Raw genomic sequence first — 23,714 nt, forward strand, 5'->3', positions numbered from 1 at the left:
ATGGAAAACAATATTCTCTTAAAACAACTAGCTGCCTTTCGTCATAATACGTTGAGTGCGGTGGAAGGTCTGACTGAAGAGGAAGTTGATTTCGTACCTGAAGGATTTAATAACAACATCCGCTGGAACATGGGGCATATTTTTCTTGATCAATATGATTGGCTTTACCACAAGACGCGCGAGGACAATCCCGCACCTAAACATTATCGAGAGCTTTTCGGTTACGGAACCAAGCCTGAGAATTGGCAGCAGACTCCTCCAACGCTTCAAGAGCTGCGTCACCGTTTAATGGAGCAAGTTCAAGTGATTCAGCAGCAATTTGGCCACCGCCTCGATCAAGAACTAGACGAACCGACTGAACTTGGCATGAGTACCTTTGCAGAAGTGCTGCCACGGACGTTTTATCATGAAGGTCTTCACATGGGTACGATCCTCGCCATTCGTAAAGTGATCAATCTTCAAAAACAGACACAACTGAAATAAAGATTAACAGAAAAAAGTGCAGACGCCGTTAAACGTCTACACTTTTTTGCTTCCAACATAGATACTTCACGGGTTCGCTGCTCACCCCTCACATTCAAATACGAATACGAGTACACCAAACCAACCAAATAAAACACAAACAACAGATAAGCAGGAGAGAGGTGAAAGTGGTTGTCGTAGCCGATCATAAAGTGGGTACCTACTCCGGTCAGGAAACCTGGTAAGCCGCCAAGTGCGAGCGTCCACCAGATCCACTTAGCGCCTTCTCGGTATCCCCATAACGCAATCGTAAGCAAAAGAATGCCTTCAGAGATCAAAGCTCCGCCAAATCCAGCACGATCGTGAGCAATCAGTGGTATCAACTTATCATTGAACGTTGAAATCTGATCAGGTGTTAACGAAAAGAACATCAAATCCTCTTTTACAAAAACGCCGTTCATCCCGATGAACGAGATCACTATTCCTGCAGAGAGCAAACACATGCCTGAAATCACAAAAAGACTCTGCCCAAGCTGACTTCGTTTCCACGATATCGTATTGTGAAGGTTCGCAGCTTTACTTCCAATGGTCAGATTTCTAGATCGATAAAGTCCGTAAAGGAAAAACGGAAGAATGATTAAATAATAGATAAAGTGCAGCTTATCAAAATAGCCGAAGCCCATAAAATAAAAAATGTTTAAAAAGCCAAGGGATGCGGCAATCACGTATGCTTTTTTCGCCCAATGCTCTCCGTTTCGAATGCCGTGATAGGAAAGCTGCATGAACATAAAACCGGCTGAGATCATGACCCCGGCCAGACAAATTCGGTCATGAGACATGAAATGAAAAAGGTGATGATTAAATAGCATGATTTCTTCTTTTTGTATGCCTAAGTAATGCTCATCATACGGTAAAAGAACTTCCGTGAGACCGATGATTAAAGCGATGATCCCAGCGATAAAAACGCCAAATCCCATCAGAAAAAGGATATCCATCCGGTTGGCTGCGCGGTGGTAGTCTCTGCACCATTTTCATACAGATACCGCTCGTTAATTCTCTTCGGTAGACCTGGGCCTGAATAAACAAAACCGCTATGTAGCTGTATGAGGGATGCACCGCATTTGAAAAGTTCTATTGCATCATTAGGATCATGAACGCCATCAGAAGCGATAATGGGTTTTTCAAAAGGTAGTAGTCGTTGAATGCTTTCTTTTAAAAAAGGCATTTCAGAATTCCCGATTGTGAAGCCACCGTCTTTTTCAATCCCTTCACGAATTAAGAAACCATCTACATTTAAATCTTTGTTATATGTCTTTACGGTTTGATGCGTGAATGATAGGAAAAGAGGTTTTGTGGTGAGCTTGCGAATTTGCTCCAGATTGCGAGCGCCTTTTTCATCAACAACAAAAAAATCGGCATATTCATCTAGCTTCTGAACAAGCCTTTGCCACTCATCCTCTGTTTCTCCTTTTATTGCAATTCCAATCGGTATGGTTTGCTTAATAGACTGGAGTTTTACAAGGGCAGCATCAAGACCCAAATTGGTATTCAAATGTTGATACCACAATGTTTCATCATCTATATGGCGTAAGATAGGCTCTTCCAAAGTCTGAGGTTCAACTGATATCGGTCCAACTTCTATAAAACCAAAACCAAGGTTAGCAAATGCCGTTGTGCCGTTCAGTTGAGGATCCAACGCACCGCTGATTCCAACGGGTGAGGGAAAGGTGATGCCAGCCACGTTTTGCTCTAACTCTTTACTTGGCTGCATATGACCAAAAAACTGAATGGTTTTATCACCAAACGGCAGCTTGGCGAGAGTGTTCATCGTATGCAACGTAAGATCGCGGCTTGTTTCTGATTTCATGCGAAACAGCAGCGGTTTGAAAAATGTATGATAAGACCAATCTGGCATAAGAGACACTCCTTTTTATGCCGTTTTTTTAATAAGTGTAACGTAAAAACTGGTTAGAAATTCAAATTTTTTCGGTTGAGCATATAATATATGTTTTCTTCCCTCAGAATCTGTTTTATGAGCAGGATTTCTTAGGACTTTAGGTGAACTAGTCAATAACACGAAAACGCTTACACTAATGATTATGTTTACTATTTAAGGAGGAGAAGTAGTTATGATGATGAATGTGCCATTTCGAGTGACAAGTATGCTGGAGCATGCGGAGCGTTATTTTGCTAAAAGAAGTAACGAGCCGTACGATGTCGGGGATCAGGAAGTTCAGTTACCGGGAGATTGGTGAGCGAACACGCAGGCTTTCGAGCGCGCTAAAACGTCTTGGTGTTAAAAAAGGTGAGCGGGTTGGAACACTTGCATGGAACCACCATCGTCATTTAGAAGCGTATTTTGCTATCCCGGGTGTGGAAGCTGTTCTTCACACGATTAATATTCGACTTTCTCCTCAGCATATCGCATACATTATCAATCACGCCGATGACCAGATTTTATTAGTAGATCAGGACATTCTTCCTCTTGTTGAAGCCATAAAAGACCATATTCCAAATGTGAAAGCTTATATTTTGATGACCGATGAAGACGAGCTGCCTCAGTCACCGCTTCAGCCTCTTTATCATTATGAAAAACTTCTAGAAACAGGTGACCCAGCTTATGAGTTCCCACAAAATGTAGATGAAAATGACCCTGTCGGGATGTGCTACACGTCTGCCACAACCGGAAATCCAAAGGGAGTAACGTACACACACCGCTCGACTGTGCTTCACTCCATGTCACTGGGACTAGTTGATGGCGGTTCTGTTTCGGAAAGTGATGTTCTTATGCCGGTTGTGCCGATGTTCCACGTAAATGCTTGGGGACTTCCGTATGCGGCAACATGGTTCGGTTCGAAACAAGTGATGCCTGGACCGCGTTTCACGCCACAGCTTTTAGCGGAACTGATTGAGATGGAAAAAGTAACCTTTGCTGCAGGTGTACCAACGATCTGGATGGGTCTTCTTCAAGAACTCGAACAGAACTCCTATGATACTTCTAGTCTTCGAGCGGTTATTTGTGGAGGATCTGCTGCACCAAAAGGAATGATAAAAACGTTTGAGGAAAAACATAACATTCCGTTCATGCACGCCTATGGTATGACAGAAACGAGTCCGCTCGTTATTGCAACGCGTCTGAAAACCTATCAATCTGATTTGGACAATGAAGCAAAACTTGATTACAAAGCGAAACAAGGCTATGTCGTGCAGGGTGTTGAAATGAAAGTGATCGGTGCGAACGGGGAAGTGAAGTGGGACGGCAACGAGATGGGCGAGCTGTTGCTCCGCTCGAACTGGATCGCGGATGAATATTATAAAGATGACCGAACAGACGGCACGTTTGTTGACGGCTGGCTTCATACCGGGGATGTTGTAACGGTTGATGAAGAAGGTTTTGTGAAGATCGTCGACCGGACGAAGGACCTCATTAAAAGTGGTGGTGAGTGGATTTCATCGGTAGATTTAGAGAATGCGATCATGGCGTACCCAGATGTTTTTGAAGCATCCGTTATTGCGGTTCCGCATCCGGAATGGCAGGAGCGGCCGCTCGCATGTGTGGTGTTGAAACCTGAGGCAAAAGGAAAAGTGCCGAAAGAAGATATTGTGGAGTTTTTAAAACCGCAGTTCGCCAAGTGGTGGATTCCAGACGATATCGTGTTCATGGATGAAATTCCGAAAACGTCGGTAGGGAAGTTTTTGAAGAGAACGCTGCGCGACCAGCTGAAAGATCACTATATGACGACGGCGAAATCATAATAGTAGGTGAGAGACCCCCTCAAATTCGAGCGGGTCTCTTTTTTTGTGAAGTTTTTTAGATGAAAATCGCTACAACTGAATTTTAAAGTGAGATTGTAGGACGTTCCTTGATTCAAGTGTGTGTTCAAGGTGTACATAACCTAAATTTGTGCGCAGCAAACGTACACGTCAAAATATATCCGTGTATAAGGATTTTTTTACGAGGTAAATGGCATTATATCCGTGTATAAGGCTAATAATTACGTACATAAAATTATTTATTCGATTTTCGACAAATTGCGGCATTTCCGCACCCACCAGGCGACCACCCACGCCCCCATTCCCACAAAAAAAACACCATCCTCATCAGTCGAGAACAGTGTATCTTTCATCATTGCACAGCATTCTTTTGATACCATTCATACGTTTCCGTTACTTCCCAGAAATCAGAGGCATCTTGATAGTCATTTAGCGTGATGTCGAGATCATGAAAGATGCGGTGTACACCTTTTAAAGGTTCAACACTCTTCGTTTCTATGCTTCTCTCAATCTTCATGATTGCATCCTCGATATCTGTCTTTAGTGGACCGGCCACATACGGTAAAATTTTTTCGCGTATATCATTTTCAACTTTTTTAATTCGGAAGTATGTGTACCAACCTTATAGTTGTTCCATTGATCGTACCCGAGCCTGCCGTTCCAAAATTCATGCATGACATTTATTCGTCTTTGTATCTCGGTCTTAGGAACCTCGATAGTCGGCTTGAAAATCTCAACGCCGCTCGTTTTTTCAGCTATCTCTACTTCCTCATTTGAAGGAAGATTTATGTTAGACGCAGATTTCGCACCGAACAGATAATAGTACCCCCACGTACCAAAGCCTCCTATAAAAAGAAACTTAACACGAGCGTTAGAATAATGGTTTTGCTTTTTCACTACGCTGCTGTTTCTGCAGCTTCAGGTCCTGTCCTTGTCTGCTGTTGCTCGTCCTGTCTAACTCCGCTTTTTCCATACAGAACCTCCCCAATCCATCTTTTTATTATTTTACCAAAATTTAGGGTTGTTGTCTTCTGTAAATTGTTGAATTTTTCACACAAATGACCGTGCTGGAGTGCCGTAATGATACAATTCCTGATGAAAAGATTTGGGATTTCTTGTGGCTCGATTCACAAACTGGTAGAATAGAAGTGGTATATAATTTTCGAAAACAGGGAGCGTTTATTCGGATGATTAGCATTTTGAAAAAGATTTTTCCAAGTTCCAATGACCGGACGTTAAATAGATACGAGAGAATTGCGGAAAAAGTAGAGGCTTTAGCTGAAGAGTTTAAGGCTTTAAATGATGAAGCTTTAGCGAATAAAACAGCTGAGTTCAAGAGCCGTATCGAAAAAGGAGAATCTCTGGATGACCTTCTCCCTGAAGCATTTGCGACTGTGCGTGAAGCTTCAGCTCGTGTGTTGAACATGCGCCATTACCCTGTACAGATCATGGGTGCGGTTGCGCTTCATGAAGGTAACATTTCTGAGATGAAAACGGGTGAAGGTAAAACGCTTGTAGCGACATTGCCTGTTTACCTTAACGCGCTTGATGGAAAAGGTGTGCACGTTGTAACTGTGAATGAATATTTGGCTCGCCGTGACTCTGAGATCATGGGGCCGCTATATAATTTCTTAGGCTTAAGTGTTGGATTGAACGTGTCTGACCTTTCAAAAGAAGAAAAGCGTGAGGCGTATGCTGCAGATATCACATATGGTACGAACAACGAGTTCGGCTTCGACTATCTGCGTGACAACATGGTAGTTTATAAAGAACAAATGGTTCAGCGCCGTAACTATGCGATCGTCGATGAAGTGGACTCTATCTTAATTGATGAAGCGCGTACTCCGTTGATCATTTCTGGCTCTGCACAGAAATCTACCCAGCTTTACCAAATGGCAAACATGTTTGTGCGCCAGCTGAAAAAAGACACGGATTATACGGTTGATGAAAAGACGAAGAACGTACAGCTGACTGAAGATGGAATCAATCGAGCTGAGCAGATGTTCTCGATCGATAACCTATATGATTATCAGCATGTAACGCTTAACCACCATATCAACCAGGCGTTAAAAGCGAACATCATCATGCATCGTGATGTAGATTATGTGGTTCAAGACGGCGAGATCGTAATCGTTGACCCGTTCACAGGACGTTTGATGGCTGGACGCCGTTACAGCGATGGTCTTCACCAAGCGATAGAAGCGAAGGAAGGTCTAGAGATTCAGCGTGAGAGTATGACGCTCGCGACGATTACGTTCCAGAACTATTTCCGTATGTACAACAAGCTATCCGGTATGACGGGTACTGCAAAAACGGAAGAAGAGGAGTTCCGCAACATCTACAACATGGATGTTATCGTGATTCCGACGAACCGTCCGATCGCACGTGATGATCGATCTGACCTTATTTACAAAACGGTGCAAGGCAAGTTCAAGGCGATTGCAGCTGAAATTGAAGAGCGCCATAAGACTGGGCAGCCGATTCTTGTTGGTACGGTTGCCGTTGAAACGTCTGAACTCCTTTCACAGCTTTTAACGAAGCGTAAAATTAAGCATAACGTGTTGAACGCGAAAAATCATGAACGTGAAGCAGAGATCATTGAAAACGCAGGTCAGCTTGGCATGGTTACGATCGCAACAAACATGGCGGGTCGTGGTACCGACATCAAGCTTGGCGAAGGAGTTCGTGAAGTTGGGGGACTACACATTCTAGGTACGGAGCGTCATGAATCACGCCGTATCGATAACCAGCTGCGTGGTCGTGCTGGTCGTCAAGGAGATCCAGGTTCATCTCGTTTCTATATTTCAATGGAAGACGAGTTGATGCGTCGATTCGGTTCTGATAACTTGATGACGATGATGGAGCGTCTTGGCATGGATGAAGACACGCCGATCGAGTCTAAAATGGTTACAAAAGCTGTTGAATCTGCACAAAAACGTGTTGAAGGATCGAACTTTGATGCACGTAAACAGCTTTTACAATATGACGATGTTATGCGTCAGCAGCGTGAGATCATCTACGCTCAACGTCAAGACGTACTGGATGCGGAGAACTTAAGTGATATCGTTCTGCGCATGATTGATTCCACACTCGAGCGAATCGTTACGGTTCACACACCAGAAGCGGAAGTGCAAGAAGAGTGGAACACGAAAGAAATCGCTGATTATGTGAATGCAGTCATGTTCACGGAACCAACGTTTACGGAAAAAGATTTCTACGGTCTTGATCGTGAAGAGATCATCGAGAAGATTCAAGCGAAAGTGCATGCAGCGTTTGCTGAGAAAGAAACACAGCTTCCAGCAGAACAGATCGCTGAGTTTGAAAAAGCGGTTATCCTTCGTTCGGTTGACAGCAAGTGGATGGATCACATCGACCAGATGGAACAGCTTCGCCAAGGGATTCACCTTCGTGCGTACGGTCAAAACGATCCGTTGCGTGAATACCAGTTTGAAGGCTTCGAGATGTTCGAAGCGATGGTTGCTGCGATCGAAGAGGAAGTTACGACTTACATTTTAAAATCTCAGATCGAGCAAAACATGCAGCGTGAACAAGTGGCTGAAGGTAAAGCGGTTGTTCCGAGCGATAAACAGGAATCATCGAAAAAGAAACCAGTTCGCAAAGTACAGGACATCAAACGTAATGATCCTTGTCCATGCGGAAGCGGAAAGAAATACAAGCAATGTCACGGAGCAGATCAGGAATAAAGTAGAGTTGCGTGTCTAAAAGAGAGTTTCTTTACGGGACTCTCTTTACGCTTGTAATCAGACGTAATAGGGTTTAATTTGCAACGAAAACGCATAGTTTAAAAAGTGGAAGAAATATAAAATGAGGTGCAGAGCATATGGATTTAGTAGAAGTAAAACAAGAACTCAACATTATTGAAAAACGTATCAACGACTTTAGGGGTCCCTTTGACCTCGATTCAAAGAAAGCACGTATCGCTGAACTTGATGAACAGATGAGTGCACCAACGTTTTGGGATGACCAAAATGCAGCACAGGTCGTAATCAATGAAGCGAACGGATTAAAAGAACAAGTAAACGAGTTTGAAGAATTATCTTCATCGTATGAAGACTTAGAAATCGCGCATGAGCTTGTGAAAGAAGAAGCAGATGCTGATATGCAAAAAGAGCTTGTTAAAGATACGAAAGAACTGATTGCAAAACTGAACGACTTCGAGCTTCAGCTTTTATTAAACGAACCTTATGATAAAAACAACGCAATTCTAGAACTTCACCCAGGTGCGGGTGGTACGGAATCCCAAGACTGGGCGTCGATGCTGCTTCGTATGTACACTCGTTATGCTGAGCGCCAGGGTTATAAAGTTGAAACATTAGATTACCTGCCTGGTGATGAAGCTGGGGTTAAATCGGTTACGCTAAGCATTAAAGGGCATAACGCATACGGTTATTTGAAAGCGGAAAAAGGGGTTCACCGTCTTGTCCGTATTTCACCGTTTGATTCGTCAGGCCGCCGCCACACATCATTCGTTTCATGTGAAGTGATGCCGGAAATTACAGACGACACAGAGATCGAAATCCGTACAGAGGATCTTAAGATTGATACGTATCGTGCGTCTGGAGCAGGTGGGCAGCACGTTAACACGACTGACTCTGCTGTTCGTATGACGCATATTCCTACGAACACGGTAGTTTCTTGTCAAACAGAGCGTTCGCAAATTAAGAACCGTGAACGTGCGATGAAAATGATGATGGCGAAACTTGTTCAGCGTCGTTTGGAAGAACAGCAGGCACAGCTTGCAGAAATCCGCGGTGAGCAGAAGGAGATCGGATGGGGAGTCAGATTCGTTCTTATGTTTTCCATCCGTATAGCCTTGTAAAGGATCACAGAACGAATACCGAGGTAGGTAATGTGCAGTCGGTTATGGATGGCGAGATCACGCCGTTTATTGATGCTTATTTGAGATCTAAGCTTTAAAAAACATTAATGTTGCTTCGGGGCTTTTGAAAGTGGTTGATCTGCGCTCCAGGTTGCTCGCTTTCCGCGGGGCGACCGGTGAGCCCTTGCCGCTTTGCGCCATTAAGGGGCTCCACCTGCCCACTCGTCCCGCAGGAGTCTCGCACCTTGCGCTCTAATCAACTTGTCAAAGGTGTACAAGAATAAAAAACATTTTTAGTTAATAGAGATTACAAGTAAGCTTCAAGTCTTCAAATAAACAACATAAATAAAACCAAAAAACAAAACTTCCGGGGCAGCTGCTTCCGGAAGTTTTTTTATCGTATTTGTGTAAGATCTCCCTTTTGTACGAGTTCGATCTTTCTATGTTGTCCGTCTTTTACGATCTCCACATTGCCGTTTCCGTAAATCCATACCACTTGATACTCTTCGCCGTTATAAACGACCGAACTCCCCACTTCAATCTGCATCGCTTCACCTCTAATAAAGCTCTCTAGTTAATTATACCTATTAAACATGGAATGTATATTGGGAAAAACAAAGGAAACTTCTATTGTTAAGTATAAAGTAAATTACCCTATTTTCCCAACTTATATTTTTGATAGAGGAAATCTTCATGTGGTAAAAGGTTAGACGGGAGAATTTTTCATGTGAAAAATTCCTTTTGAATGTTATCGCCAAGTATTTCCTTTTTACGTCCGCCTATAAGGCAATTTTATAAAAAAACCAAAAACTCTTAAACGTTTGTTTAAACAACCTTCATAGTGGCTTAATAGTTCGACAGTATTCTTATAGATGCAACAACAATATTATCGTGTCTAGGGGGAAAACGGAGTGGAAAAGAAACCATTGGATAGAAGAACCTTTTTAACATATTTAGGAACAGGCGCAACAGCACTAGCTGCAGCTACAACGGGATTAGGTGCTTTAACGGAAACGGCTAACGCACAATCTGATAGCTTAATGCGCATGAAACCTCGTAAAAAAGGATTTAAGTTTCACCCGATCGCACCAACTGACAAAGACGATCTTGTTCTTCCAAAAGGTTATAAATATGAAGTCATCGCATCTTATGGTGATGTAATCAACAAAAAAGGCGATACATTTGGATTTAATAATGACTTTACGATGTACTTTCCGATCAACGAATCAAGTGAACATGGATTGCTATGGGTAAACCACGAATACACGAACCCTTTATATGTTGAAGGAGAAAAAGTAAACGGCAAATATACGCCAGCACAAATTGAAAAGATGCTATACAACCAAGGCGGTTCCATTATTGAAGTGAAAGTGAAAAACGGCAAGTGGATGATGGAGACGAATTCGGAGTACGCTCGACGTGTAACAGGTTTAACACCTTTCGCCCTAACAGGTCCAGCAAAAGGAACGGCAGCGGTATCTGGTGCAACTTCAGCACAAGGTACATTTGCAAACTGTTCTGGCGGACGCACGCCATGGAACACGGTATTATCTTGTGAAGAGAACTTTGAAGATACTTCAAAAGCTGCTAGTTTAGATCAAACACATTATGGCTGGGTAGTTGAGGTCGATCCGTTTGATCCAAACTTTAAAGTAAGAAAGCATACGGCTCTTGGTCGATTCAACCACGAAAATGCGAGTGTTGGAATCTCCAAGGACGGACGTGTCGTTGTCTATATGGGAGACGACAAAAAAGATGCTTGCGTGTACAAGTTCATAAGTAAAGGGAAATATGTTGAAGCAAATGGTAAAGACAACAGCAAGCTTTTAGAAGAAGGAACGCTTTATGCGGCTGACCTTGCAAAAGGCAAATGGGTAGCTCTAACGATTGAAGCGGTTCGTGAAAAAGCGGCAGGTAACGCAGCACTTTTAGAAAAGTTTAAAACACAAGGCGATGTAGTTGTTAACGCACACGATGCGGCAATCCTTTTAGGTGCAACACCAACGGATCGTCCAGAAGACGTGGAGATTTCTCCGCTTGATGGAACGGTGTTTATCGCACACACGAACAACGATAAGCACGGAAACATTCACGGTCACATCACTCGCTTTTTGAAAAAGAAGGAGATCATGGTGCAGAGAACTTTGAATTTGAAATCTTCGCAGCTGGCGGACGTCAAAGCGGATTTAGTGCACCTGACAACTTAACGTTTGATTCAAACGCAAACCTTTGGACGGTAACAGATATTTCATCCAGCAAGCTGAATTCTGATGCTTGGACAAGCTTTGGTAACAACGGAATGTTCATGATTCCAACGGTTGGGCCAGATAAAGGCGTAGCATTTCAATTCGCATCAGCACCGGTTGAAGCGGAACTAACTGGACCATCTTTCACACCGAACGAAAGATCATTGTTCTTGAGCATCCAGCATCCAGGAGAAGAAACAGAAGATAAAGCAAATCCTACAAGTACATGGCCGCAAGTACGCGGAGGCAATATACCAAGACCATCTGTTGTAGCAATTACAGGTTTTAATTTTTAATTTTAGCACGTAAGTATTGATCACCAAATTTGAGGAGGCGATCTACATGGGTTTCACTAACATCGGAGTACCAGGATTGATCTTAATCCTAATTATTGCCCTTATTATCTTTGGGCCATCTAAGCTGCCGGAGATCGGACGAGCATTCGGAAGCACGCTTCGCGAGTTCAAGCATTCTGCAAAAGATCTCATGTCTTCTGATGAAAAAGAAGAAAAGCCGCAGTCTAAATAAAGAGTAGTTGTGAGAAAAGATGCGGGCGCGGTTTCAAGTCCGCATCTTTTCTTATTAACCATGACGGATTGATAGCCAGAACTTCTGGATTGGGAGCAGAAATTCGTGGATTAAGCATCAAAACTTTTGGATTGCGAGCCTAAATCTCCAAATCCAACACCGTAATTAATCGAAAGGAGGCCATTTAGATGAAAGCAGAAGAGATGTATTTTGTTGAACACCTCGGTGAGCTCAGAAAACGGATCATTATCACACTCGCCGTATTCATAACCGTGCTTTCCGTATCCTTTTTTTACGTACAGCCGATCTATGACTGGCTGATCCGTGATCTCGATCAACAACTGGCCATTCTTGGACCAAGCGAAATACTCTGGGTGTATTTTATGATTTCGGGTGTGATTGCCATCGCGTTCACCATTCCCGTTGCCGCGCATCAAACATGGATGTTTATTAAACCAGCGCTCAGCAAAAAAGAGCAGAAGGTTACTCTGTCTTATATTCCCGCACTGTTTTTCTTGTTTTTATTAGGATTGTCGTTTGGTTATTTTATCGTGTATCCGATGGTTTTAAATTTTCTAATGAGTCTATCAGAAGGTCACTTTCAAACCTTTTTTACATCGGAAAAATACTTTAAGTTCATGATGAACCTGACATTGCCGTTCGGATTTCTGTTTGAGATTCCACTCGTGGTGATGTTCCTGACATCACTTGGAATCATAAACCCCCACGTGCTAACAAAGGCAAGAAAAGTCTCGTATTTTGGACTCGTGGTCGTTGCTGTCTTAATCACACCGCCAGACCTCGTTTCGGATTTTCTTGTTGTTATTCCGCTGCTCGTACTCTATGAAATAAGCATTATGCTGTCACGGATTGTCTATAAAAAGAAACTTGTAAAAGAACAGTTGGCAGTGGAAGAAGATAAGGTCGTACAGATAAGACGTCCTTCATAAAAATAAATTGGTAGGAACCCCTGCGCGCGTAGCCAGGGGTTCTTTTGCGCTAAAAAATTTGGGGGAATTTTTATATGGCTGGATGCGGGGACTAGGTCTTTTTACAGTACTTTTTTACTAGTATTAAGGGGGAACTTGAGCGCAATTATCCCAATTGAGTGATGAGCTGAGCAATGCAATAATTTTAGTAACCTTTATTTTATAGGTGGAGGTGAACTCATGGATAATTTTCCAGATTTACGCTAGGAATGTCTGATCAACTGGCTGGTTAAAAGAGGAGGAGAAAGATGGAAAGAAAAGCAAGAATGTCACGTTTAGCTGCGATTGCACTTTCAACAACATTGTTAGTTTCCCTACGTTAGGAACGAAAGCGGAGACATTCATCAAACAAGCTACAGGCAGTGCGATAGAAACCGATGTTGAGCAAACGGTCATTCCAACCGCAAATCATGTTCCTGCTGAAAACGGTGAGCATACAATTACCCTTATTACAGGGGATGTTGTTAAAGTAACGGACCTTGGAGATGGAAAAAGCACGATTGAAGTAACCCCAGCAGAGGGAGTTGAAGATCGGACACGTATTCTTACGGTGGGGAAAGAGACATTTGTCATTCCTGAGGTTGCTTTGCCGTATATTGCCGAAGGTCAGATCGATGATGATCTGTTCAATATTACGAAATTGATCGAAAATGGCTATACCGATTCGGAGGTTTCCAGTCTTCCTTTGATCGTAGAATATAAAGAACAAAAAACAGCTCGTGCATTTTCTAGTCAACCTAAAGAAATCGCTGGCTCTAAACATACTCGAACGTTAGAAAGTATTGACGGGGTAGCTGTATCTACTGAAAAAGGAAAAGCAAAGCAGTTTTGGAAAGCAATATCAGGTGATCTAGAACCGGCGGACCTTAAAGAAAAAGCAGCGTTACCACAACTTCAGCAAGATATTGAAAAGATCTGGCTGGATGGAAAGGTAGAAGCATCACTTGATCAAAGTGTTCCGCAAGTGGGTGCTCCGATTGCATGGGAAGCTGGCTATGATGGGAAAGGTACAACGGTTGCTGTACTTGATACCGGAATTGATAGTAATCATCCTGATGTTGCGGGCAAGATCAAAGTGACGAAGAACTTTGTACCAGGTGAAGACATCAATGATTTCAATTCACATGGAACACATGTGGCTTCAACGGTCCTTGGAACAGGTGCCGCTTCAGCTGGCAAGATGAAGGGTGTCGCTCCAGGAGCAGATCTAATCGTTGGTAAAGTTTTGGGAAATAACGGAAGTGGACAGAATTCATGGATCATTGACGGTATGGAATGGGCAGCAGAGAATGCGGACGTTGTTACAATGAGCTTAGGTTCACCAGATGCAAGTGACGGGAAAGACCCGGTGTCACAAGCTCTGAATGAATTAAGTGAAGAAACGGGAACGCTCTTTGTCGTAGCGGCAGGTAACCGCGGCGGCCAAAGCACGATTGGATATCCAGGTGCGGCAGATCAGGCACTTACCGTTGGTGCCGTTTCAAAAACAGATCAATTAGCAAGCTTCTCTTCAAGAGGACCGCGTTTAGGAGATAAAGCAATCAAACCAGATTTAGCAGCTCCTGGTGTAGGAATTGTCGCAGCCCGCTCTCAATATTCCACTGGAAGCGGCTTATATACATCGAAAAATGGGACATCCATGGCTACTCCGCACGTAGCAGGGGCAGCAGCAATTTTAAAACAAAAATACCCAGAGTGGACAGGCAAGCAGATTAAAGATGCATTGATGAGTACAACGAAAGAACTTTCGGCGTATAAGCCATCTGAAGTGGGGGCAGGCCGATTAGATGTACCAGCATCCCTAAACGGGGTATACGCGACAGGATCCGTGCATTTTGGTTTCTTTGACTATCCGCATGATGAAACAGAGGCAGTAAAGAAAACCGTAACGTATCACAATGATCGTGATGAAGCAGTGACGTTAGATCTAGCAACAAACTTTAAGGATGCAAGCAGCAATCCAGCTCCTGCGGGTATGCTAACACTTTCAGCTAATCAGGTTACGGTTCCAGCTAAAGGGGAAGTATCTGTCACGGTTTCTGCGGATGTTAAGCTCGGACTTGCTGGAGCTCAGTACAACGGTTATGTTACAGCAAGTGCAGCCGGCAAAAAGATCGCTCACACGACTCTAAGTATGATAAAAGAAGAAGAGCGGTATAACTTAACACTCAAAGCGATTGATCGTGATGGTTCTGAACATACAACTCAGGCTCTCATTTACAGTCCTGAATGGGGTTTCCGTTATGTGATGGTAAGAGGAACTACAGAGCTTAGATTACCGCCAGGCAACTATTCTGTTACTTCAGCGATGTTTGTAGATGAGGATACCGATCATATGGGAGTCGCATTAGTTGGAGATCCTGAACTAGAACTGTACGAAGATAAAACTCTTGAATTAGATGGCAGAAAAGCAAAAGAAGTAAAATTTGAAGCACCTAAGAAAACAGAAACCGTTTATCGAACGATGAAATACAATCGTACGATAGGAGATGTTCCGTTTGGGGATCAATATATGCTTCCTATAACAGCTGATCATATGTACGTACAGCCGTTTGAAAAGGTGAAGAATGGAACGTTTAAGTTTACAGCGCGCAAACGGTTAATCACTCCTCGTATTGAAATAAATTTTAAAGGGAAAGTACTTGATGATCTTGTTCAACTACATGCGACACCATTTAAGGGGAACTATAGCTTGAAAACCGTTTATGCAGGAAATGGTTCTGCAGCTGATTATGAGAACATCGATGCCAAAGGAAAAGCGGTTATTATCAAACGCAGCGATGAAGTGAAAGCATATGATAGAGGACAAGCTGCAATTGCAGCAGGAGCAAAGCTTCTCATCGTCGTAAATGATAAAGAAGAAGAATTAATGGAATCTTATCAAAATATTAGTATCAGCTTTGATGCGATTCCATTAACGATAACATCACTCAGCAGCACAGAGGGAAATGAGCTGATTGAGGCTGTACAATCAAGTGACTTAACGCTTTCTGTTCAAGGTTCAGGTTATGGTCATTATTTGTACGATTTAAACAAAGTTTACGATAACGAGATACCTGATAAAGAATTGGTATATGCTCCTACTCCAAGTGAGTTGGCAAAAATTGATACAAAATTCCACTCTGATCGAAACACACCAGCTGATGAATGGCGATATGAACTTCAAAATGGTGTGGATCGCAAACTTCGGACGGATCCAATGGCATTTCCAATCGAGCGTGAAGAATGGGTAACACCTGAAGACAGCACGTGGTATCAAAAAGTATTAATAACCGATGATTTCTGGGAGATGAGAGGCGAACCTACTCAGTACAAGGCTGGAGACCGTCTCGAGCACAGTTATTACGGACCAATTGTACGTCCAGGATTTGGTAAGAGCCACTTCTATCCATACCGAGAAAATAGTATATTTTACTTTAACGTTCCAGCTTGGGCTGATTCTGAAGACACGCACACCGGTTTCCACGATCCAGCCGTATTAGATAACACAATAATGAAGCTCTATCAAGGATCAACCTTGTTGGATCAGAAAAAGGGTCAAGGATTCTATACCTCCAAGAACTACACGTTTGATCGCAAACAGTATCGATTAGTAGCAGATTCGCACCGATCTGAGGAACGATGGAACACATCCAATAAAACGCATACCGAGTGGACGTTCTGGTCAGACTGGTCAACTTCATATGGTTATCGTACAATCGTTCCTTTAATAGAGATCGACTATGATATCAACACAAACCTAGCAGGTGAAGTAGCATCTGCAAGTACTTCAAAGCTTACCTTAACGCCATCACATATGCCAGATGCTAAAGGGGCAGGGAACATCCAAGGTGCAGCTCTTGAAGTTTCGTTTGACGAAGGGAAGTCATGGGAAAAAGTAGAGGTTCAGAAAGAAGGCAGCAAGTGGATCGCTTCGGTTAAACATCCGTTTAATCCTGGTGGTCCGGTATCACTCCGCGCGAGTGCATGGGATGATGCAGGAAATAAGATTGAGCAGGAAATCATGAAGGCGTATCGTTTACGCTAAGCTTTAAGTGTTGTGGATAAGCTGGCTCTAGGTAAGGTTGAGCCAGCTTCCTTTTTATCATCTAATTTCACTATGGTACTTAGACAAACTGGTTTTCCCGTCTGTTTTTATCCGCAATGCTCTTTGCATATTGGTTTGCTTTTTCAATCATTCCATTATTCATATGAAAATCAAAAAGTTTGATTTCATAATGCACGGAGGGTAAAACATACCCTAATTTTTTTAGTAAAGGGTATAGTTGCGTTTCCAGGTAATGATAATACAAATCTTCCTGCTTTTTTAACCGGTAGATATGTAATTGAAAGAAATGAACAAATACGGTAGCACCTGTTTCATTGGCAGCTTTTAATCCTTTTTCAGCAAGATCGATCAGTTTCTTTGCAGATTCTTTTCCAAGGAGAAATGACGCATTAATGTAACCTTCTAGAGAGCCTAAATAGTTTGGAGTGAGAGGATCTTTCAGTTTCATAGACTCTTGGTAGTAGTGGCAGGCATCTTCAAAATTCCCATGAAAGAGGCAATGATAACCAAAGTTGTGAAGAAGTAGAGCTTTTTGTTTCTCTAAACCAAAGTCCTCACACATTTCAATGAGCTCCTTATACTTTTCATTGTGAGGTTCACTAGTTGAATCCTGCTCAATTTGAATTAACATTAACATTTCCGTTTCCACAACGCGTACGTAACAATGCGCTTTTTCAAAAAAGCTAAGCGCTTTGCTTGCGTAATAATACGAAAGGACCCGAGAATTTATAGAGTGATAGGCAACAGCCATATGGTAATAATATTCTGGATTATTGTAGTATGTAGGATCAACTTGTTTTAAAAGATCGATCGCTTCGTAGTAATCATGCTTAATTTGGAGTCCATAAATACCTTTAATATGCAGCAATAAGTTTCGTTCACGAGGTGTGAGCTCCACCCATTTATCCATCTCTTCAATAAGCGATACTGCTTTCGTTTTGTTTTCAGTCATCAAGTAATAGCGTGTTAATAATAGAGTGTGCGTCCGGTAAAAATCAGGAATTTGCAATAAAGCGATGCTTTCAAGTTGCTTCTTGATGGTTTTTGCTTTTACATCCAGCTTCATAATGATGGCTTCTTCCCATTTTTTTAAAAGAAGCTCTAAGTCCGTATACATTTTCATTTCATTCTGTATATGGATCTTTAGTCGATTCGCTAAAAATTGAATCGTTTCATGTGAGACTTCTGTTAGTCCTCGTTCAATTTTGCTCACATGTGTACCTGAACAAATTCCGTCTCCAAGTTCTTTTTGTGTCATATTTCTGCGTTCACGATAGAACTTAATGATTTTTCCTCTAGCATTACCGATATGCCCCCTATCCATCATAAACAGCTAAATCTCTAATATTTCTATTCTACTAAATAAAACCCCAATTCAGTTTTACGATTTTTAAGTCTATCTCCCTATTTCTCTCTATGATTTCATGTGAATTTCTCTTAAGTTACCTGTTGATATAGGCTGTGAGTCATGAATGAAACCCCGATAGCCGAGCTGTGGTATTGGCTTTACAATTACATTTGAATAAACGAAATATTCTAAAAAGTGGAGAGGGGGTACCTGTTACACTTTGTTTTTCTAAAAAACCTAAGAAAGCAGGGAAACTATGAACAAGAAATCTTTTATTAAGAAATCTACTGCTCTTACATTAGCAGCAGGATTGCTGTTATCTCCAAACACATCATTGTTCACACCTAAAACAACGGCTGCATCTTTTAAAGCAGAAGACATTTTGTCGTCACTTACCGCTAAACAAAGAGAAGCTTTAAAACAACTTGAACTAACTGATGTTCAAGGTTTACAAGGTTTTAAAAAGGAAGAGCTTCTCAGTGAAAAAGAAATTTCCGTTATCGTACAGTTTCAATCAAAACCTGGCCAAGCCGCTGTGTTAGAAGCTCAGTTAAAAGGCAAGAAGTTATCGCGCCAGCAAGCAGACAGTAAAGTAGATCAAGAGCATGCTCAATTTAAGAATGATATAGAAACTCTGATTCCTTCAGTCGCTCCCATGAGCAAAAAAGCCAATCATAAGATCACATCGACTTACAAAACGGTGTATAACGGAGTAGCCATGAAGCTGCCAGCGAATCAGGTAGAATCTCTTTTGCAATCAGAGGCGGTTAAGGCCGTTTATAAAGATGTGACGTTTACAGTATATCCAATTGCAATGGGAGAAGAAAAGGCACTAAACAGTAATAGTGCGGGAACATCTGTAGAAAGCATTCCTTATTTGAAGATTGATCAGCTACATAATGAAGGAATCACTGGCGAAGGTGTTAAAGTAGGAATCTTAGATACTGGAATTGATTATAATCACCCTGACTTAAGAGAAGTGTATAAGGGCGGATATGACTTTGTCGACGGAGACAGCGATCCGATGGAAACCACCTATAAAAACTGGCAAGACTCTAAAAAGCCAGAGTTCAATGGAAACTCTTATTACACCTCACATGGGACACACGTTGCAGGTACGATTGCTGGCCAAGGGACGAACCCCAATGTATCGGTTCAAGGGGTGGCACCTGATGCTGACATCTATGCTTACCGTGTGTTAGGTCCATACGGCTCAGGTTCTTCAGAAGCAGTAATTGCCGGTATTGAAAAGGCCGTTCAAGACGGAATGGACGTGATTAATCTTTCGCTAGGCGCTGGCATAAATGACCCTTATTACCCAACAAGTACAGCCATCAACTATGCGGTGTTAAATGATGTAACGGCTGTCGTATCGGCAGGAAATACAGGTCCGAAAGCATATACGGTTGGATCTCCGGGTGCTGCGGCTTTAGCGCTTACGGTTGGGGCGAGTGACGTACCGATGACCGTTGCTTCTTTTACCGGATCAGTTGGGAGCGAGAGCGGACTTCAACTAACAGGACTTGCTCGTCATTACGCAGATCGACTGAACGAACTATCAGGTAAGTCGTATGATCTTGTTGATGTCAGTCTAGGGAAAGCAGCGGATTATACAGGTAAGGAAGTTACAGGCAAGATTGCGTTAATATCGCGTGGCGAAACAACGTTCAACGAAAAAATAAACATAGCGAAACAAAAGGGAGCAGTTGCTGTTCTACTATATAACAATGTGGATGGTGTGATTGATGCGAATCTAGGTGAATCCACTGGCTTTATCCCTGCTTTTTCATTAACAAAAGCAGCTGGTGAAAAGATTAAATCGCAAATTAGTTCAGGGCAGTCTACGTTCACATTTGGAAACTATGCTAAAGTGCAAACAGAAGGAGATCGCTTAGCCGCTTTCAGTTCAAGAGGACCGGCAAGACAGACATACGATATGAAGCCAGAAGTAACGGCGCCTGGAGTTGCTGTTCTTTCCACGGTACCGTCTTACATGGTGAACCCAACGAGCCAAGAAAACTATGACTACGCTTATTCTAGATATTCCGGAACGTCGATGGCCGCTCCACACACAGCAGGTATTGCAGCTCTCATGCTTGATGCGAATCCTGATCTAGAGCCTGAAGATGTAAAAACGATATTAATGAACACAGCAGATCCGCTTAACGGTGATTACTCCGTATTTGAAGTGGGAGCAGGTCGTGTAGATCCGTATCAAGCTGTATACAGCGGAACAAGCTTTCAAGTAAACGATGAGACTTTGATTCCTAGTTCTACAAATCTTGTGAAGATGAAAGAACGTACGGGTGGTATTGCATACGGCAGTCACTATGCAGGTAAGAATCTGTCTCTGAAAAAGTCCGTCACGATTGAAAACCATGACAAAGTAAAGAAGACGTTCAACGTTGAAGTAAAAGAAACAAAAGGATCACCAAGCTTGAAGGAAAATGGCATCGTACTCAACGTGCCAGAAGAAATTAAAATTGCTAGTGAGGACTTTAAAAAGGTGTCAGCCGGTATCGATATCCCGAAAAATGCAAAAGAGGGAATTTACGAAGGGTACATCACACTCACAAACCATGCAAAATCAGCTGAGCAATATCGAATTCCATTCAGTGTTCGTATTACAGAAGAAGGTTATAACAAGTTAGAGCTTGCAACACCGGCTATTGCTCCAAACTATTTGAACCAAGGTGGATTTTTCGGATATCGCGCCATCTACACGGGTATGGAATTCAACTTTAAGTCGCCAATGGAAAAAATGGAAGTGGTTCTGCAAGACGGAAAGACAGGCAAGGATTTAGGGCTGATCGGGACAATGAATTTGAATGGACGCAACGAGAACCAATCGTATTACGTGTTAAACGCATTTAGCGGTATGTACTACAAATTCACTGGTGTTGAAACAGAGCCGATCGATTCTGAAGTTAGTTACGCGCCAGCAGGTCATTATAAACTTAAGTTTGTTTCTACCACAGCCACTGGCAAAGAAATTGTTGAATATCGCCACGCGTTTATCGATATTGATGCACCAACATTTGAAAGCTCGCTTGACGGAGAATCACCGTTTTTAGAATACAAACCAGGTCAAGCTACTTATCCTTTTGATATTAAGATCAATGATCCACTTGTAGACAAGATGAAGGAAGTTGGCCTGAACGTTGATCAATCTTCCAACTCAATGATCTACTATTGGAACTCCGCTTTTCCGTCATCTGCCATTAAAATGGACAAAGAAGGAAAGTTCGTTGAAGAGATTGCAATGAATGAAAAAGTTAAGGCACTCAATTTCCGTATGACCGGATTTGATATGGCCGGAAATCAAGCGATGATGAAGAATTACTATTTTGTTAAAGAAGGAACAGCCGTTTCCTACTCAAAGAGTAAAGATAAAGATGCTGTATTGAAAACAGGAGAAACGGTGAAGGCAACCCTTTCGTTAGACAACTTAACGAATCTAACGAAAGCAGAATGGAATTTAAACAATAGCAGTTATGGAGCCGTTTCACTAGTCGATGCTAAACTAAATGACTCCTTTAAAGATAAAGGCTCTATTGATGTGAAAGATGGTATGATCACGGTTCAATTCAATGAGGAAAGCGGTGTATTAGAGCATGCTGACCTTGTTGACGTAACGCTAAAAGTAAGTGATGCGACTTACACAACGCAAGCAGGCCTACTGCCCGTTGTAAAAGTAACGGATGCCAATTCCATTACAACTACCGTTCTTCAAGCTCCTTTCGTTTGGAAAGTGAAGCCACAATTCTCTATTGCCAATGGCTACATTACACCACAAGGATTCAAGAACGATGACGGAACTGTTACAGAAAGAAGAGATTGGACAAAAGTAGGTGGCTCTGTTCAAATCATCGATGCAGACGGGAACGCACATGATCCATCTGAACGCATAGCGGATAATGGTCAGTATAAGTACAACAAGCTGCCTCTGCAAAAAGAAGCATTCACGGTCGAAATGAAAGTCCCGGGGCACTTTTTGACGAAAGGGAAAGTCAATATCGGGTTCGAACACGAAGGTGAATTATACGGTCAAACCCGTTTTATTACCGCACTCGATGTAAAAGCGGGGGACGTGAACCAAGATAATGTGATCGACATTTATGATGCGATTGAGATTCAAAACGCGTGGGGAACAGCAAAGCGCGATACAGATATTAACTTCGACGGAAAGGTGGATGCAAAAGATATGAAACATGTACAAACCAATTATCTCCTGCAAAATAAGCATGTTGATGATGCACCACAGCCAAGAAAGCAATACAAAGGAAAAACACTAGAAACCATCTTAGTAGAATTAGGCATTCAGCAATAAAGTGTTAGCATGTGAACAACCTTTAGAGAAGCGAGTCTTCTTTGGAGGTTGTTTTTTTGACGAGTTCGTCGAGATGATAGATGCGAGATTTTCGGTTGCCGGTGAAAGGGAGTTTTAATATACGAAGCAAATAATAGGTTTGATCATTAGTGGATAGATTCAAGAATTGTTTACAGGACTTGTTAGAGATCGTCTTCGAAATAAGAAGAGCATATTCTAATAATGCTGCCTCATGAGCTTTGTTATAGTTTCTTTTACAAGCGGAACAATACCAGGTTCTTTTTATTCTTTGTAAACATACAGTTTCACATGTTGGACAGAATACACCTCGCAGTAAGTTCTGGTGGCGGATTTGAAACTTGTTACATATATCTGGATCTTCAGGTGTGTGGTGCTTAATTAGATACTTAATGATTCTTTTAATCTCTTTTGGTTGCAATATTTCTTTCTGGTGTTTGTTGCTTAACTCTTCAAATTTAGATACGAGCCCTGAGCTTTTGATTACTTTCGAGCGAGCTTCTTTATAAGTAGGTGAGAATTCCGTAATCGTTTTTGGATTGGTCATAACTACGAGGGATTCGATTGGTATGGTGGGAGTTTTAAGGTCATTTAAAATTGACATCAAGTGATAGGATTGGCGTTTTACTTGTTCAACCGGGTTATCAAACGCTTCACGTTGATCATTAAGCGTACGAATCATTGGATCATAAGAACTCTCAAAATATAAGTGTCCAGCGATATTCTTACTCTCAATAATAAGAAGGAATTTCGGAGTGATAATAAGTGTGTCCATTTGAAAAAGTACTCTTGGTGTAAAATTCTGATTCCGTGAAGAATATTGAGGTTGCCTTGTGGTAAATATCGATAAAAATAGTCCAGAGATTGTTCTCCGCGATAACCCGATACATACTTTCTGAGAGCGTCCTGAATTTCCTCTCTTTTAGGATCTGATAAAGGTGTTCGCTTTAAAAGTGATTGAAGTTTATCAATAATAATAGGCCGTGAACGATGTTTTTTTATCATATTTAATCACCTCAACTATTTTTGTTATATTTTGAAGGGTTTAGAAGAGGTAAGCAAAGGACTAAATTGTCAAAATTGATATGAGTAACTAATAATTACGAGGTAATCCACTATATTTACGAGGTA

At 42.0% G+C, this 23,714-nt stretch carries 14 protein-coding genes and 2 pseudogenes; 9 read left to right on the forward strand and 7 right to left on the reverse strand.

The window, feature by feature from the left end; translation table 11 throughout:
- On the forward strand, nt 1-483 hold the full coding sequence (locus tag ACEWFH_RS05215; protein WP_473726400.1) for a DinB family protein: 483 nt from the start codon (nt 1-3) through the stop codon (nt 481-483).
- Here the strand turns inward: ACEWFH_RS05215 and ACEWFH_RS05220 are convergent.
- The gene (locus ACEWFH_RS05220; protein ID WP_473726401.1) at nt 459-1,457 is read right to left on the reverse strand and encodes a hypothetical protein; all 999 of its coding nucleotides are present in this window, start codon (nt 1,455-1,457) and stop codon (nt 459-461) included. The genes ACEWFH_RS05215 and ACEWFH_RS05220 overlap by 25 nt on opposite strands.
- A complete protein-coding gene (locus ACEWFH_RS05225) occupies nt 1,439-2,377 on the reverse strand; it encodes a dihydroorotate dehydrogenase (protein WP_473726402.1) in 939 nt (312 codons plus the stop codon). Before ACEWFH_RS05225 ends, ACEWFH_RS05220 begins: the two co-directional genes overlap by 19 nt.
- 214 nt (nt 2,378-2,591) lie before the next feature.
- Here ACEWFH_RS05225 and ACEWFH_RS05230 point away from each other — a divergent pair.
- Nucleotides 2,592-4,218: pseudogene (locus tag ACEWFH_RS05230) on the forward strand (long-chain fatty acid--CoA ligase).
- A gap of 370 nt (nt 4,219-4,588) precedes the next feature.
- On the opposite strand, the gene ACEWFH_RS05235 reads toward ACEWFH_RS05230, so the two are convergent.
- Both ACEWFH_RS05235 and ACEWFH_RS05240 read right to left on the reverse strand, forming a co-directional pair.
- Nucleotides 4,589-4,753: a hypothetical protein gene (locus ACEWFH_RS05235; RefSeq protein ID WP_473726403.1), complete on the reverse strand. Its 165-nt coding sequence runs from the start codon at nt 4,751-4,753 to the stop codon at nt 4,589-4,591.
- 23 nt (nt 4,754-4,776) lie between these two features.
- The gene (locus tag ACEWFH_RS05240) at nt 4,777-5,133 is read right to left on the reverse strand and encodes a hypothetical protein (protein ID WP_473726404.1); all 357 of its coding nucleotides are present in this window, start codon (nt 5,131-5,133) and stop codon (nt 4,777-4,779) included.
- A gap of 290 nt (nt 5,134-5,423) precedes the next feature.
- On the opposite strand from ACEWFH_RS05240, the gene secA reads away from it, so the two are divergent.
- Both secA and prfB read left to right on the forward strand, forming a co-directional pair.
- Nucleotides 5,424-7,940 carry a preprotein translocase subunit SecA gene (gene secA, locus ACEWFH_RS05245; protein WP_473726405.1) on the forward strand — a complete coding sequence of 839 codons (2,517 nt, stop codon included), beginning with the start codon at nt 5,424-5,426 and terminating at the stop codon, nt 7,938-7,940.
- 137 nt (nt 7,941-8,077) lie between these two features.
- Nucleotides 8,078-9,174 (forward strand): peptide chain release factor 2 gene (gene prfB, locus ACEWFH_RS05250; RefSeq protein ID WP_473726406.1). Its coding sequence is split into 2 segments (ribosomal slippage): nt 8,078-9,035 and nt 9,035-9,174, totalling 1,098 coding nucleotides; the frame shifts between segments, so codons are not numbered across the junction.
- 296 nt (nt 9,175-9,470) lie between these two features.
- Here the strand turns inward: prfB and ACEWFH_RS05255 are convergent.
- Complete coding sequence (locus ACEWFH_RS05255) at nt 9,471-9,623, reverse strand: hypothetical protein (protein WP_473726407.1); 153 nt, start codon at nt 9,621-9,623, stop codon at nt 9,471-9,473.
- A gap of 364 nt (nt 9,624-9,987) precedes the next feature.
- Between ACEWFH_RS05255 and ACEWFH_RS05260 the strand changes: the two are divergent.
- The 4 genes and pseudogenes from ACEWFH_RS05260 (at nt 9,988) to ACEWFH_RS05275 (ending at nt 16,866) form a co-directional block, all read left to right on the forward strand.
- A pseudogene (locus ACEWFH_RS05260) lies at nt 9,988-11,618 on the forward strand (PhoX family protein).
- 46 nt (nt 11,619-11,664) lie between these two features.
- Nucleotides 11,665-11,850, forward strand: a complete 186-nt coding sequence (tatA, locus tag ACEWFH_RS05265) for a twin-arginine translocase TatA/TatE family subunit (RefSeq protein ID WP_197129014.1) — start codon at nt 11,665-11,667, stop codon at nt 11,848-11,850.
- A gap of 188 nt (nt 11,851-12,038) precedes the next feature.
- Nucleotides 12,039-12,800, forward strand: coding sequence for a twin-arginine translocase subunit TatC (gene tatC / locus ACEWFH_RS05270; RefSeq protein WP_473726408.1), 762 nt, complete (start codon nt 12,039-12,041; stop codon nt 12,798-12,800).
- A gap of 589 nt (nt 12,801-13,389) precedes the next feature.
- The gene (locus ACEWFH_RS05275) at nt 13,390-16,866 is read left to right on the forward strand and encodes a S8 family peptidase (RefSeq protein ID WP_473726409.1); all 3,477 of its coding nucleotides are present in this window, start codon (nt 13,390-13,392) and stop codon (nt 16,864-16,866) included.
- Nucleotides 16,867-16,945: 79 nt separating this feature from the next.
- Here the strand turns inward: ACEWFH_RS05275 and ACEWFH_RS05280 are convergent, their stop codons facing one another.
- A complete protein-coding gene (locus ACEWFH_RS05280) occupies nt 16,946-18,214 on the reverse strand; it encodes a helix-turn-helix domain-containing protein (protein ID WP_473726410.1) in 1,269 nt (422 codons plus the stop codon).
- A 277-nt stretch (nt 18,215-18,491) separates the two neighbouring features.
- Here ACEWFH_RS05280 and ACEWFH_RS05285 point away from each other — a divergent pair, with 277 nt between their 5' ends.
- Complete coding sequence (locus tag ACEWFH_RS05285; protein ID WP_473726411.1) at nt 18,492-22,565, forward strand: S8 family serine peptidase; 4,074 nt, start codon at nt 18,492-18,494, stop codon at nt 22,563-22,565.
- A 22-nt stretch (nt 22,566-22,587) separates the two neighbouring features.
- On the opposite strand, the gene ACEWFH_RS05290 is transcribed toward ACEWFH_RS05285, so the two are convergent.
- A complete protein-coding gene (locus ACEWFH_RS05290) occupies nt 22,588-23,358 on the reverse strand; it encodes a nuclease-related domain-containing protein (RefSeq protein WP_473726412.1) in 771 nt (256 codons plus the stop codon).
- Between the last annotated feature and the right edge of the window lie 356 nt (nt 23,359-23,714).

This window comes from Fictibacillus sp. EA-CB0309 (genome assembly GCF_055814265.1).

Coding starts and splice junctions, on each gene's coding strand:
- ACEWFH_RS05215 (WP_473726400.1), top strand. CDS start 1: ATGGAAAACAATATTCTCTTAAAACAACTAGCTGCCTTTCGTCATAAT.
- ACEWFH_RS05220 (WP_473726401.1), bottom strand. CDS start 1,457: ATGGATATCCTTTTTCTGATGGGATTTGGCGTTTTTATCGCTGGGATC.
- ACEWFH_RS05225 (WP_473726402.1), bottom strand. CDS start 2,377: ATGCCAGATTGGTCTTATCATACATTTTTCAAACCGCTGCTGTTTCGC.
- ACEWFH_RS05235 (WP_473726403.1), bottom strand. CDS start 4,753: ATGAAGATTGAGAGAAGCATAGAAACGAAGAGTGTTGAACCTTTAAAA.
- secA (WP_473726405.1), top strand. CDS start 5,424: ATGATTAGCATTTTGAAAAAGATTTTTCCAAGTTCCAATGACCGGACG.
- ACEWFH_RS05255 (WP_473726407.1), bottom strand. CDS start 9,623: ATGCAGATTGAAGTGGGGAGTTCGGTCGTTTATAACGGCGAAGAGTAT.
- tatA (WP_197129014.1), top strand. CDS start 11,665: ATGGGTTTCACTAACATCGGAGTACCAGGATTGATCTTAATCCTAATT.
- tatC (WP_473726408.1), top strand. CDS start 12,039: ATGAAAGCAGAAGAGATGTATTTTGTTGAACACCTCGGTGAGCTCAGA.
- ACEWFH_RS05280 (WP_473726410.1), bottom strand. CDS start 18,214: ATGATGGATAGGGGGCATATCGGTAATGCTAGAGGAAAAATCATTAAG.
- ACEWFH_RS05285 (WP_473726411.1), top strand. CDS start 18,492: ATGAACAAGAAATCTTTTATTAAGAAATCTACTGCTCTTACATTAGCA.
- ACEWFH_RS05290 (WP_473726412.1), bottom strand. CDS start 23,358: ATGGACACACTTATTATCACTCCGAAATTCCTTCTTATTATTGAGAGT.